We start from the raw sequence: 14,560 nt of genomic DNA on the forward strand, positions 1-14,560 counted from the left end.
ATAAATTCATGAGTGGAGAAATTAGAGTTAACGAAAGCGAATTTTAATATTGACATTATTTATATTTATTGTATTATATAAATCGTAAGCGTATGTTTCTTACTAGAGACTTACTCCCCATCAAAGGATGGGGGTTTTTATTTTATGGACAAAGTAAATTTTTATATAGACGGTTTCAATATTTATCATGCCATTGATAAAATGAAAGATAATAAACTGAAATGGATAAACTATAAATTATTATGTCAAAAACTTTTAAAGCCTAACGAAATAATAAATCAAATATTTTATTTTTCGGCTTATGCCACTTGGAAACAATCTTCGTTTTTGAAACATAGAGTTTTTGTAAGAGCGCTTAAAACTGAAAATATAAATATCGTATTAGGGAATTTCAAAAATAAAACAAAATATATACCGAATATTAATTATAATTATAAATACCATGAAGAAAAAGAAAGCGATGTGAATATAGCGATACATTTGGTTAGAGATGCATGTAGAAAAAATTGCGATACGGCGATTATATTATCTGGCGATAGCGATTTAGTGCCAGCGATAAAAATGGCTAAAATTGAAAATAATAATTTAAAAATCGGCGTTGTAATTTCTGCGAATGTTCAAGCGGATAGTTTAAAAAAGTCTTCCGATTTTAGTAGAAAACTTTCCGAATTTTCATTGTCCGATTTTTTATTTCCAAAGAATATTATTTTAGATAATAAAAATATAATTAGTTGTCCATCGGATTGGATATAAGAAAATAAAAAATTAATTAAAAGACACACATTTAACAAAATAGTTGATAATTATCTCTAATCGTATATAATAAAAAATATTTGGAGAAATTAATTTATGTCAATTATCGATAAATTGTCGCTCGTTGAAAATAGTTGCACAAATATAGATTTAAAATAAAATTCCTCATTTACTTTATAATTGAAATATTTTTATTTTTAATATATAATCCTAAATATTTTTAATAAAACATAGGAATTTGAAATGATATATTATATAGTGGCTGCAGTATTAATTGTTATAATAACATTTCTTATAATATTCTTTTATTTTAAGAAAAGTAAAAATAAAAAATATCAATTAATAACAAAAACGAATAATATTTCATTACAAGATAATCAACCTTCGGTTATGGAAGTGCAATCTCATGATTTAGATTTTTTCTATAATAATTTTAATGAGGATGACTATCATATATTGGGTTTGTCAAATATAGATAGAACTATTAATATTGCTTATCAAGATACTGCCGTAAAATCTGTAGTAGAAGTGGCAAAAACTATTATTCAGACAAAAACACTAAAAAGCGTATTTAAAGCTACTGCTGACCCAACGACATTAATGAAATTAAAAGATGGTGTTGGTTCTGCTGTTATGGAAAATGGAAAAATTATAGCTCAAGCTGGATTTGTAAATATAAACCCTGCAGAAATGGCTGGAATAATTGGTCCCCAAGTTGTATTTGGTATATTATCTATAGCTGTAGGACAACATTTTATGGCTGAGATAAGTCAGAAATTATCTGATATATCTGAAAAATTAGATAAAATATTACAACACTTTAAGGAAGAGCATATAGCTAAATTACAAAGTGCTGAAAAATCAATTTTAGAAGTTTCTAAACGGGAAAATGTTGGGTTAGAAGATATAGGTATTTTGATGGTTATAGAAAAAGAGTTAAACGAAATTTATCAATACTATAAAAATAAATTGAAAAGCATTGACATTCATGATTTAATTCCAAGTAAATGGAGTAAAATGAAAGAAACAAGTAAAAAGTTAAAAGAAAAAATAGACGAGGCAGAATTTTTTCTTAAAATGTGTTTTTATTCAAAAGAATTATTAAATTTAATACAATTAGTAAAATTTGATACATATATAAAAATGAAAGAAGTAGATATAAACGCTATAAATAAGGCAAATGAATTATTTGAAAAAATAAATTCTTGGCAGGCTGATTTATTCTATAATGAAGATGTTAATCCAAAAAATACATATTTTAATATAGTAAAAGAATGCAAGCTAAAATGTATTAGAATATATGATAACGCTAAAATTAAATGGACTAAGAAAAAAATTTATAATATAATTATAAACGGATTAGATAAAAAAAATAATACAGAATTAAATAATTATATTAGCATGTCATATAATCAATCAAGGACTATGATAGAAAATATGAATAAACCTAAAGATATTATTTTATTAAAAGATGATAGCGGAAATATAATTTCTTTATGTAAAAAAGAATAACTTTTAGGAAAAAATATGATTATCGATAAATTGTCGCTCGTTGAAAATAGTTATAACGAAATAGTGGAAAAATTAAACGATGGAAATATAAAAGACAATAGAGCAATTCAAGAGCTTATGAAAAAAAAATCCGAAATGGAAGACATAGTTTTTGAATATAAAAAATTAAAAGAAGTTTTGAAACAGTCTAAAGATTTGGAAGAGATGATAAAAAATTCCGACACCGATAAAGAGCTTAAAGAAATGGCTTCTTTGGAAATCGAAGAGCTTAATCAAAAAAAAGAAAATATTATATCGGCTTTAAGATTATCGCTTTTGCCAAAAGATAAAAACGAAGGAAAAAATATAATAATAGAAATAAGAGTGGGGACTGGCGGAGAAGAATCGGCTTTATTTGTCGGCGATTTATTTAGAATGTATAGCCGTTTTATAGAAAGAGCGAATTTGAAAATGGAAATAATAGACACGAGTCCAACGGAACTTGGAGGCTATAAAGAAGTTATATTTTCGGTTTCTGGGAAAGACGCTTATAGAAGTTTAAAATTTGAAAGCGGAACTCATAGAGTGCAAAGAATTCCCGCTACCGAATCGGGAGGAAGAATTCATACTTCCGCGTCGACTGTGGCGGTTATGCCCGAAGCTATGGAAAGCGATGTCGTTATTAAAGACGAGGATATAAGAGTCGATATTTTTCGTTCGAGCGGACCAGGCGGACAGTCGGTTAATACAACGGACAGCGCGGTTAGAATTACGCATCTGCCTACGGGTTTAGTCGTTCAATGTCAGGATGAAAAAAGTCAGCATAAAAATAAGGCTAAAGCTTTGAAAGTGTTGAGAGCGAGAATCTACGAAAAAGAGGAAGCGGAAAGAAAAGCGAAAGAATCGAAAGAGCGAAGAGAACAGATTGGCTCTGGAGACAGAAGCGAAAGAATAAGAACTTATAATTTTCCTCAAAACAGAGTGACCGACCATAGAATAAATTTAACATTATATAAATTGGACAGATTCATGGACGGAGAGATTATGGAAATAACGGACGCTTTATTTAAAAAAGAACAGGAAGATTTGCTCGTTTCCTACTCCGATTAATTTTGAATCATAAAAATTTTATAGAAATTTAATAGAGGTTTAATAATGAATTTTTTAATATTAATCGACAATTTATTTTCAAACGAATATTCAAAACAATTTGAAAAACAATTTTTAGATAAAATAAATTCTCTTAAAAATAATTTAAATTGCGAAGTTAAAAATTTGGAAAATAAAAATATCGAAAACATAGAAAATTATTTGAATAATATTTTTAAAGAAAGCGAAGGCTACGATAATATAATTTATATTCCATGCAATATGCCGCTTTTTAGCGTAGAAGAGACGATAAAACTTACAAAAATTCATGAAGAAAATATCGCTTATTTCAGTTATGGCGAAAATTATCCCATTGGAATAGTTCCGTTTATAATAAGAAGAAACGCGTTTGAAAGATTATTTAATATGATAAAAAATAAAGAAATTAAAATCTCGGAAAACGCTATAAGAGATATTGTATTTATCGACCCGAATTTTTTTGAGATAGAAATTTTGGTTTCGGAATTTGATATGAGATATTATAGATTATATTTGTTTGCCGATTGTAAGAGAAATTCTATTTTAATATCGAGACTTATTGATTATAAAAGTTACGGAGAAATTGTGAAAGCTATAAAAGAAAATCCGACTATAAGAAGAACTTTGCCCGCGTATATTGAAATCGATATAAACAATAGACAGAATATTTTAAATAAAGATTTGTTTTCATGCGAAAGTTTAAAAAAAGAATTATCTAAAGAAGAAAAAAATATGAGTTTAAATGATTTTAAAAATATATTTGATAAATTAGTCGATTTTTGCGATGATTTTCATTTGTCTATCGGAAGTTTTTTCGAGCCTTTGATTAATCAAGAAATTTTTGAAATTTTAGATTACGCGACTAAAAATGAAAAAGTTAAAATTTATTTAGAAACGAACGCTATGCTGCTCGATAACGATAAAGCTAAAAAATTGCTTAATTTACAAAACGATAGAAAAAATCTTTTTGCGATAATTCATTTGGATACGATAGACGAAATCGTTTATAATAAAATTTACGAAAACGGAGATATTAAAACGATTTTATCGAATATTGACTATTATTTGATTAGAGAGCCTAAAAATACTTATTTGCAAATTACCAAACAAAAAGCTAATTTCGATTATTTGACTTCTTATTATAAATATTTTGAAAAGTATAAAGTCGAAATAATAATGCAAAAATATTATACATTTAGAGGAATCGCGGAAGACAATAGAGTCGGCGATATGTCTCCGTTGATAAAAGTCGGATGTTGGCATTTGGCTAGAGATTTATTCGTTGACGCTTACGGAGATATTTATATTTGCAGATTCGACATTAACAAAGAAAAAAAAATATCTTCGATTTACGAAAACGATTTGGGAAATATCTGGAAGTCGTTTGAAAATTATTATAACGATAATGTTTTTGAAAAGTTGGATTTTTGCAAAAATTGCGATGAATGGTATTTGTATAATTTTTAATTTTTTTATAGTTTAGTTTTGCTCTATAGTCATCGAAGCGCCGATATCCATTGAATTTGTTTTTCCTTTATATTTCGCTTTTTCCGAAACGATGCAATCGTCCATTAAAACATTTGAAATATTTACCTCTTCAAACATGATGCAATTTTTTAGTATTGAATTTTCTATTTTTGAATTTTTGCCGATATGAACATAGGGACCGATTACCGAACTTTTTATTTCGACATTTTCGTCTATGAATACGGGAGGAACTATAGCCGAATCTTTGATATTTTCGCTCAATATTTTATTTTTTATTATAAGTCTGTTCGTTTCAATCATTGTCGATTTTTCGCCGCAATCGAACCATCCGTCCAATTTAAATGTTTTGAATATTAATCCTCTTTCAATCATATATTCCAAAGCGTCAGTTAATTGATATTCGTTTTTTGTTTTAATGTCGCTTTTTATTATATAATCTATAGCCTCGAATAATTCTTTTGATTGGACTATATGATATAAGCCCGTCAAAGCCAAATTGCTTATAGGCTCTTTCGGTTTTTCCACCAATTTTTTTATTATTCCTTTATCGTTTAAAAGCGCCACTCCGAATCTGCTCGGATTGTCGACTTCGCATACTCCCAAAGAATTTTCATTTTTAGCGACTATTTCAGCCAAATTTAATTTAAAAATCGTGTCTCCCAATATGATAAAAATTTTATCGTTATCTTTAATATATTCTCTCGTCAAAGAAATCGCATGCGCCAAACCTTTATATTCTTTTTGAACTACAAACGAAAGTTTAATGTTTTTATATTTTAAAGTCAAATATTCAATCATCTGCTCTTTCAAATATCCGACTATAAAAATAACCTCTTCCAAATCGGGAATTAAAGAGATATTTTCCATTATGAAATCGATAATCGTAGAACCCGCTATTGGCAAAATCGGTTTGGGTTTAGTGTTGGTATGCGGTCTTAATCTCGTGCCTTCTCCCGCCGCTGGAATAATAACTTTCAAAATGCCGTCCTTTAAAATTTGTTTTTATTAGTATATAGAAATTATTTTAAAAGTCAAATTAAATTATTTTATAAAATAAAAAACCGAGCCTTTAATCAATAAAGAACTCAGTTTTATTTTTTATAAATAGTATAAATTTTACTAAAAAATACTTTAACTATTTTTACATATTAAGGTTGATATATATTATACTTTATGATATTATTGTAAAAAATTAAAAATATTATAAGGCAATGGATATGGTATGAAAATTGTGTCAGGAAGGTTTCTCTCAAAATCGGAATTAAGAAATAAAATATTGAGAGATGTGATTATAGCGATATTGTTTATAGCCATATTAGTTTTAATATATTTTCAAATCAGAAGCCCGATTCCCGTAAAATTTCTTTTTAAATCTTTATTTCAAGATGTAAAAAACGGAGTTGTGGAAGAATATTCGAAAATTTATTATCCGACTTATTATTTTTCGATGCAAATGACTCCTATATTCGAAACTATCGAACAATCGCCCGAAGTTTATAGAGTTTTAATCAATAATTTTTTTCCTAAACATAATTTTATCGAAAATGCGGCTATGCGTTTTGGAAACGGTTATATGTCTATAACGAAAGAAGGAAGCGGTTATAGAGTAATTGGAAATATAGCGACAAATAATAACGAAAGCAATAAATATCAGTCGATACCGTTCGAGCAAATCAGCATAGATTCTTTTTATGTAAGAAATAATATGCCTTATATTCATTTGCTTTATATAGCGAGCGAAGATATAGCGTTCGAATATAATTCTTTATTTAATATAGATTTTGAAGGAATAGATATAAACGATATTAAAGATATTTACGCATATTTGGTAACGGGAAACAGCAAAATAACTTTTCCAATATCCGAAGCTACGACAAATGAAAATCCTTCAGATTATATGGAAATTGCAAATATTCTAACCGAAAGATTTTCCGAAACGAAAGAAGATATATTAAAAATCTCTCATAATAATAAAAATTATTGGGGATATAAAGGCAGTTTTACTGTTGCAAATAATACGAATCAAATTGGAATAATAATCCCAGAAAAAGCGCTTATAAGAAGAATACAAATTCCCGCTGTTTTAATATTTATTTTATTTATCGTTATAGTAATTGCCGTAATAATAGCTCTTGCGATGCATTATATAAGAATAATAGAGGATTTAATTGCAAATCATATAGACATAAAAAAGATTATTAAAGAAGGCGAAAGCACAATGGTGGAATTCAAATCCACTTTGAGGTTCGATAATTATACTGAAAAAGTAAATAAGTCTTTGGAAGAAACTATAATGAAATCAATAGCCGCTTTTGCCAATGCGGAAGGCGGGAGATTATTTATAGGAATTTCAGACAACGGAGAAATTAACGGATTGGAAAACGATTATTCCACTTTGAAACAAGCGAATAAAGATTTTTTCGAGCTTCATTTAAGAACGCTTATAGAAACATATTACGGAAATTCTTTTTCTGCGGAATCTATAAGAATAGATTTTGTGGAAGAGGACGAAAAAGATATATGCATAGTTTATATCAATAAAAGCAATAAGCCGATATATACAAAAATAACCAACAAACAAGGCACGAAAGAAGAAAAATTCTATATAAGAGTCGGTAATTCTTCTCGTGAAATAGCGAACGCAAGCGAAATAATAGCCTATATAAATAAGCATTTCAAAAAATTCTAATTAAATTTTATTAATATTTAAAAGTTATAACGATAAAACAAATATTTGACTGTTTATATTTAATGCTATATAATAAATAATATAAATAAATTATAAATGAAAAATTAAATAAAATTAAAGGAGTTTAATTATGTCTGAAAATATATACGATTCTATTATAGTGGGAGGAGGACCCGCTGGGCTTTCCGCTATGTTATATTTGGGAAGAGCTTTAACGAATTCTTTACTCATAGAAAAAAGAGGAATGGGTGGACAGATGATGAATACCGACACGGTTGAAAATTATTTGGGATTTCCAGAAGATATAAGTTCTTTCGAGCTTGTCGACAGAATGCAAAAGCATGCCGAAAAATTTTCTAAAAATCCTATAGAATACGATGAAATAATAAAAGTCGAAGATATTAACGAAAAAGTAAAAACCTTATTGACGGCGGACGGAAAAACTTATAAAACAAAAACTATAGTATTGGCTATGGGCGGCTTTCCTAAAAAATTGGGAGCGAACGGAGAAGAAAAATTTTCTGGAAGAGGCGTTTCTTATTGCGCGACTTGTGACGGAGCGTTTTACAGAAATAAAATCGTCGCGGTTGTAGGCGGAGGAAACAGCGCTTTTGACGAATCATATTTTTTGACGAGATTTGTAAATAAAATATATTTGGTTCATAGAAGAAAAGAATTCAGGGCGGACGCGATAAATGTTAAACATTTAACCGATACGGGAAAAGTCGAATATGTTTTGGATTCGGTTATTGAAGAAATTTGCGGAGAGACGAAAGTGTCGAGCGTGAAAATAAAAAATGTTTTGGATAATAAAATTCATGAGCAAGCGGTTGACGGAGTATTCGTATTCGTTGGACAACAGCCCGCTACGGAATTCTTAAAAGGAACGGGACTCGATATGACGGACGCGGGACAAATAAAAGTAGATTTGGCTACAATGTCGACAAATATTAAAGGCGTATTTGCCTGCGGAGATTCGGTAGTAAAACCCGTTAGACAGGTTGCAAACGCCGTTGGAGAAGGAGCGGTTGCGGCAATGATGGCTACCGAATATTTATCGCATTTATAATAAGAATTTTATATTTTATTAATAAATATCATAAATCAAAAATAGCCTGTTCTTTCTTCAAAATATAAGGCTTTTTATCTATTATTTTATCGCTATTTGATATACTATCGCATAATATAGGAGAATTTTTATTATACTTTCTTGTCATTTTTTCTATTTTACTATAACTGTAATTCGCATAACAATATAAGCATTTACTTAAACAAGTATTATATGCCCCAATATCTACGCTTTCAATACAACCGCAAGTCAATCTTTGATTTTTATCTTTTTTGGCGTTAATATCATAGCCGATTATTTCGGAGATTAATTTATCGTCTATACATTTTGCATGTCCAATTCCAAAATCTTTTAATTCTATTTCTTCGGCGCAAGTTTCAATTTTTATATCGCAAGCTTTTCCAACTTCGGATATATGTTTTGAAAGCTCCATTATCGAATCTGTGTCTTTATTAATATCGTAAAATTTAATTTCTTTCATGTTTCTTTTTACTTTTGAATAAATATCCATAAAACTTATGATGCACTTTTTAGTATATCCGCTCAATGTTTTTGAAATTTTTTCAAAATATTTTTTATGATAATCTAAACCGTATTTATCGGTTATTATTATAGGGTCGTATCTCCATATAACTTTTTTGTATCCTATTTTGTCAGATAATTTTTTGAAAGCATAAAATATTTTTTCTCTTTTTGATGGAATATTTTTTTCTATATCCGCTCCGTAAGAAGTTAAAGTAAATTGAAAATAATATTTATAATTTTTAAGCAAATCGAGTTTATCAATCATAGGCTCTGGATTTTTACTCCAAAATACTATACAATCGACAAACTCGGCGGATAAATCTATTTTACTTACTTGACGAATATTTATAGGATTTCGGACACAAACATATTTTTCTTTAATCCTATTAAAAAACCATTCCGAATAGTAGGAAGGAATATCTGTTCTTCTGCTTGCGCATACAATATATTTATTAGAATCATGAACCATTAAAATTCTCCTTAAAATATTATTTTATATAAAATATTAGAAAATTTATCAAACTATATTTCTTTATACCTCATTATTCCTAACTCCAATTATTTCCTTAAATTCTATTATTGAAAAAATAGATATTAATCTTAAAGCAAAATCGCTCATATCGATTCCCGCAAGTATAAATAAAGTAAAAATTATAAACTCTGCGGAATATTTTTTTAATATAATCGAAGAGGTTAAAAAACTAAACAAAGTAAAAATAAAAACTACTATTAATATAGCGTAAAATACAAAAGGAAAATTAATCCCGACTCCCAAAGCGTTATAAGAATAAATCATTATCAAACTATATTTTGACATTAATATAAGCGAAGATATTACAACAGCCAAACCGAAAAAATAATATTTACTTTTAGTTCTCCAATATGATGTATGACTTACAAGTATTTTTACAAGTATTTTTGGAGCAAAAATTATAATATAAGAAATCATGATTATTATAAAAGATAAAGAAGCGACTTTTTCCATATACGAAGTTAAATATAAAGAAACATAATGAAAAATATCGCTATCGACAATTTTATTTGCCGAAAACAAAATATAACTAAAATTAGAAAATCCAAGAGAAAGCAAAATAAAAATATAAATTCCTCTTTCCAATTCGTTTATATTTTTTAGCGAAATTATCGGAATCAAAGTTTTTAAAGTTATTATAAAAGTAAAAATAAAAAACAATGATTCGACAATATTATAAATATTAATATCGCTTATATATAATTTCAAAGCTCCCGTTATTAAAAAAATTATTCCCAAAATTCCGTTTACAATTTGCGCGTTAAATAAATAACCGTAGAATTTATAAAATAGAAGCAGAAAAAAAATTAAAAATATCGAATAATTGATTATATAATTTATAAAATAAACGAAAGAATTTCCGCTCATATCAAAAAATAAAGTTCTAAAAAAAAGAAAATTAAAAAGAACAGCGATTAAAAATATATTAGCCCAAAAATCGTATTTATTTATAAACGAATTATTATTTCTATTAACATCATTTTTAAAAATTTGAAACATTTATTTATCCAAATTATTTTTTATATTATTTTATTATTTTAAAAATTTTAATAATTATTTTTTAATATTATTTTAGAAAATTAAAAATTTCAATAATATTAATTTAACTTCAAAATACGATTGACTTTTTTATCAATGAATTTATTATATAACGATTAATTTAAATAATTAATTTAATCGAGGTTTATAATCGTAATGAATGAAACGGATAATATTATAAAAATATGCATGAACGAAGAAGAACTTGTAGAGGCTTTATATTCTAACGAAGATATGATATATGCCGAAGCGTCTCTTGGAAAAAAAATTGCAAATATAAAAAATACGGGAAAGATAGCTTGGGGCGTTCTTATAGGCGGAATTTTAGTCGCGGTGACTGCGATAGTTTCGTCAAAAAAATTAAGCAAAGGAAAAACCGTTTTAGTTTCTTCTATAGCGGCTATTCCTTCGGCAAGCGTAGCGATACTTTATATAGGACTTCCAGCCACTCTTTCGCTGATTCAAATAATGACTTGCGCTTATAAAAAATACGGCGGAATAAACGCGGCAAAAGATATAGTTTTAAAATTAAGAAACGATTATTATATAGCCGAAAAAGACAGAGAAAAATTTATTCTCAAAAAAGTTGCTGGCGAAGAAGTGAAAGAAGTAAAAATAACCGAAATAAAGAAATAATATAAATAGAAAAAATACAATATTATTTATTTTTCAAATCTTCCAAATATCCAGATTCTTCGAGTTTCTTTTTGAATTCGTCTTCGGAAAGAATATTTTTTATTCCTATAACTTTTACGCCTTTATTCATAGCGTCTTTAAACACATCCATAAAATTAACGGGACAAAATATAAGGTCGTAATTAGTCGCCGTATGCTCGCAGCCCGATAATGCGCAAGTGTGAATATCAAAATCTTTAATTTCCAAAGATTTTAAAGAATTTTCCGCCGTTGTCTTCATCATTAAACTTGTTCCCGTTCCGTTAGCGCATGAAACCAATACTTTTAACATAATTCAGCCTCACAATAATATATTTTACTATTAAATTATAATAAACTTAAAATTTCCTCTTCGCTAATATCATTTTTTATTAATTTTTCAACTTTTTCATCGTCTCCCAAAAAATTAAGCGTCTTAAAAATTTGTAATATATAAAAATTTTTATCAATGTTTTATTTTTTAAATATTAACTAATTTTTTATTTAATTTAAGCAGATTATAAAATATTTAAAAATAATGTCAACACAATTAATTTAAATATTTTTTTATTAACTCTTAATTTATATGCTTTATTAAATTTTTAAAAATTTTTTACAGATAAAATTGCTTGAAAATTACTAATTTATCTATATACTTTATGCTTTAATCAAATATTAAAATACTAAAAATTATGAATAAAATAAAAATCAAAATCAGAAGAAATACTTTTATGATAAACGGAGATTCAGAAGAAGACGATAAAAAAAGAGAAACAATAAAAAGTATTTTGATAAACGAAGAAAATAAAAATAAATCCGATTTGCATAATTATTTTTTGAATAATAAAGACGAAGCGATTTATAAGCATCTCCCATATTTCGATATTTACGAAAATCATTTTTCAAAATATAGAGGAAAAGATATTAATTTACTCGAGATTGGCGTAGGCTATGGAGGTTCGCTTAAAATGTGGAAAAATTATTTTAGCGTATCAAAAGCGAAAGTCAATATTTACGGAATCGATATAAAAGAAAGATGCAAAAAATTTGAAGAGGACGGAATAAAAATTTTTATAGGTTCGCAGTCGGACAGAAATTTTTTACGAGAATTAAAAAAAGAAATTCCAAAATTAGACATACTAATCGATGACGGCGGACATATTCCAGAAGAACAGATAATAACTTTCGAGGAAATGTTCGAGCATATAAAAGACGGCGGTTTATATTTTTGCGAAGATATTTACACTTCTTATTGGGGCGATTTAAATAATAATTTTAAGACTTCGTTTATAGAATACACAAAAAAATTAATCGACTACTTAAACGCAAATTGGAGCTTGGAAGGAGACGATTTGGAGGCAAACTATTTTACCGAGCGGGCTTATGCGATTCATTATTACGAGGGAATAGTCGCCATAGAAAAAAAATTAAGAGACAGAAGATATATCGACATTTGTCAGCAGGCTTCTATTGGAAAATTAAATAAATATTGAAATAAGGATAAAAACCAATTGCCGTAAAAATAGATTGTCATTGCGAGTAAAACGAAGCAATCCAGAAAAATATATTTTACTTTGTTTTGATTGCTTCGAGCTATACTCTCGCAATGACGGTGAAAAATATTACTATCATAATTTTTTTGAATTAAATAATTTATTCTATTCTAACTCTATGCAAACCTCTTAAATAATAGGTTATATCTTGAATATTTTTATCAATCATTTGTTTATATTCTTCGGGAATATTTTGCGCTCTTATCAATTTAAACATTTCGAGTCCTTCCTGCAAATTTCCAAGCAAACTTATTCTCGCCGCGTTTCTTAATATTTTTTTATATTTGGAAAAATAAGTATTTTCGGGCATATTGTCGAATCCGTAAGTTATAACCAATTTTTTTTCATAATCGTCCGTATCGTCCAAAAGTTTCATCCTCATAGTCGGCGTTTCGCTTGCTGGTTTCAATTGAGTTTCGGGTTTCGCCAATTTTGAAGATTCTTTCGGCGCTTCCACTTTTACCGTTATATTTGGAATCGGCGCTTGAGGTTGAGGAGATTTTTCATCTTGAGGATTTGCGACTATAGGATTTCCTCCAGCCGTAGACGAATATCCATCGTTAATTTCCACTCTGCTATTTTCTATTTTATCGATTATCGTAAATTGTCTTTTCAAATTATTGTCTTCGTTTTCAATCGAGGCTTCCAATTGTTCGGCGGCTTTATTTAATCTTTCCTCTCCTTCCGACATTTCCGATTTTTTTTCTTCGGCTTCTTTTTGTTCTCTATAATCGTCCATTGCGGCGCATAGTATAGTCGCTAATTTTTTAAGTCCGTCTTCCGTATCGATTATATTTAAAGAATCCGTTGGATTTTCGGGATTCAAATTGCTTTCAGCGTCTTTGCTTCCGTAATAATTGACTTGACTGTTTCTAATTGTTGAGGCTATATTTTTGGCGGAATCTTTAATATTGCTTCTAATCGCTTTTACTTTTTCCGCTTCTTTTCTTAATAATTCTCTTTTTTTGTCTAATATAGCGTTTTCTTTTTTTATTCTTTTTAAGATTTTTATATTTTCTCTGAATTGATTTTTGTCTTCTTTAGATAATTTATTTTTTTTACCGCTTTTTAATTCGGTTATCGATTCTTTTAATTTGAAAGTTAATTCTTTTCTCTCTTCTTCCGATTCTTTTAATTTTTTTCTTAATTCTTTAATTTCGTTTATCGAATCTTTTAATGCATTTTTATCAATTTGAGCAGATTTTGAAATTTTTTCCTGCGCTTTTATTTTTTCCGCTTCCAATTTCGCGTTTTTGCTTTCCAATAATTCTATTCTTTTTTGTAGTTTTTCAAGTTCGCTTTTATTCGATTTTGAAGTTTCCAAATTTTCTACGGACGATTTTTTAAGATTATCTTCCAATTTTTTGACAATTTTTTTATATTTTTCTTCCGTTTTTTTGTATTTATCTTCTAATTTTTGTTTTTGAATGTCTATTATTTTTTTATATTTTTCGTTTAATTCGATTATTTTTTCTTCGGATTTTTCTAATTTCAATTGCAATCTTTCGACTAGTTTATTTTCCGAATTTGTAGATTTTTCTTTTTTTATTGAAGTTTTTTTTGTAGATTTTACAGATGCGGTTTTTTTACTCGTTTTTTTTACAGCCATTAATTGATTCTCTCTAATTATTTTCTTTAAT

At 27.7% G+C, this 14,560-nt stretch carries 13 protein-coding genes; 8 read left to right on the forward strand and 5 right to left on the reverse strand.

What is annotated here, in order from left to right; translation table 11 throughout:
- The first annotated feature begins 144 nt into the window (after positions 1-144).
- From EZH24_RS01245 to EZH24_RS01260, 4 genes are all read left to right on the forward strand, one after another.
- Complete coding sequence (locus EZH24_RS01245; protein WP_137997319.1) at positions 145-753, forward strand: NYN domain-containing protein; 609 nt, start codon at positions 145-147, stop codon at positions 751-753.
- Between the two features lie 243 nt (positions 754-996).
- A complete protein-coding gene (locus EZH24_RS01250) occupies positions 997-2,265 on the forward strand; it encodes a hypothetical protein (protein WP_137997320.1) in 1,269 nt (422 codons plus the stop codon).
- Between the two features lie 15 nt (positions 2,266-2,280).
- Positions 2,281-3,354: a peptide chain release factor 1 gene (prfA, locus tag EZH24_RS01255; RefSeq protein ID WP_137997321.1), complete on the forward strand. Its 1,074-nt coding sequence runs from the start codon at positions 2,281-2,283 to the stop codon at positions 3,352-3,354.
- 45 nt (positions 3,355-3,399) lie between these two features.
- On the forward strand, positions 3,400-4,839 hold the full coding sequence (locus tag EZH24_RS01260) for a spiro-SPASM protein (RefSeq protein WP_137997322.1): 1,440 nt from the start codon (positions 3,400-3,402) through the stop codon (positions 4,837-4,839).
- Between the two features lie 12 nt (positions 4,840-4,851).
- Here the strand turns inward: EZH24_RS01260 and EZH24_RS01265 are convergent, their stop codons facing one another.
- Positions 4,852-5,838, reverse strand: coding sequence for a sugar phosphate nucleotidyltransferase (locus EZH24_RS01265; protein ID WP_137997323.1), 987 nt, complete (start codon positions 5,836-5,838; stop codon positions 4,852-4,854).
- 244 nt (positions 5,839-6,082) lie between these two features.
- Between EZH24_RS01265 and EZH24_RS01270 the strand changes: the two genes are divergently transcribed.
- Both EZH24_RS01270 and trxB read left to right on the forward strand, forming a co-directional pair.
- Positions 6,083-7,549 (forward strand): AlbA family DNA-binding domain-containing protein, encoded by a 1,467-nt coding sequence (locus EZH24_RS01270; RefSeq protein WP_137997324.1) that lies wholly within the window; start codon positions 6,083-6,085, stop codon positions 7,547-7,549.
- A gap of 130 nt (positions 7,550-7,679) precedes the next feature.
- Entirely contained in the window at positions 7,680-8,618 is a 939-nt protein-coding gene (gene trxB / locus EZH24_RS01275; RefSeq protein WP_137997325.1) for a thioredoxin-disulfide reductase, read from the forward strand.
- Between the two features lie 28 nt (positions 8,619-8,646).
- On the opposite strand, the gene EZH24_RS01280 is transcribed toward trxB, so the two are convergent.
- Positions 8,647-9,612 carry a DUF1848 domain-containing protein gene (locus tag EZH24_RS01280; RefSeq protein ID WP_137997326.1) on the reverse strand — a complete coding sequence of 322 codons (966 nt, stop codon included), beginning with the start codon at positions 9,610-9,612 and terminating at the stop codon, positions 8,647-8,649.
- 63 nt (positions 9,613-9,675) lie between these two features.
- Positions 9,676-10,674 (reverse strand): WESB_1763 family membrane protein, encoded by a 999-nt coding sequence (locus EZH24_RS01285; RefSeq protein ID WP_137997327.1) that lies wholly within the window; start codon positions 10,672-10,674, stop codon positions 9,676-9,678.
- Between the two features lie 195 nt (positions 10,675-10,869).
- Between EZH24_RS01285 and EZH24_RS01290 the strand changes: the two genes are divergently transcribed.
- A complete protein-coding gene (locus tag EZH24_RS01290) occupies positions 10,870-11,349 on the forward strand; it encodes a hypothetical protein (protein ID WP_137997328.1) in 480 nt (159 codons plus the stop codon).
- A 22-nt stretch (positions 11,350-11,371) separates the two neighbouring features.
- Here EZH24_RS01290 and EZH24_RS01295 read toward each other — a convergent pair whose 3' ends face one another.
- Positions 11,372-11,680: a PTS sugar transporter subunit IIB gene (locus tag EZH24_RS01295; RefSeq protein WP_137997329.1), complete on the reverse strand. Its 309-nt coding sequence runs from the start codon at positions 11,678-11,680 to the stop codon at positions 11,372-11,374.
- Positions 11,681-12,059: 379 nt separating this feature from the next.
- On the opposite strand from EZH24_RS01295, the gene EZH24_RS01300 reads away from it, so the two are divergent.
- Complete coding sequence (locus EZH24_RS01300) at positions 12,060-12,860, forward strand: class I SAM-dependent methyltransferase (protein ID WP_170310821.1); 801 nt, start codon at positions 12,060-12,062, stop codon at positions 12,858-12,860.
- A gap of 160 nt (positions 12,861-13,020) precedes the next feature.
- Here EZH24_RS01300 and EZH24_RS01305 read toward each other — a convergent pair.
- A partial coding sequence (locus tag EZH24_RS01305) for a coiled-coil domain-containing protein (RefSeq protein WP_419670425.1) occupies positions 13,021-14,560 on the reverse strand: 1,540 nt, incomplete at its 5' end.

It is taken from the genome of Brachyspira catarrhinii (assembly GCF_005518285.1).
Taxonomy (GTDB): domain Bacteria; phylum Spirochaetota; class Brachyspiria; order Brachyspirales; family Brachyspiraceae; genus Brachyspira; species Brachyspira catarrhinii.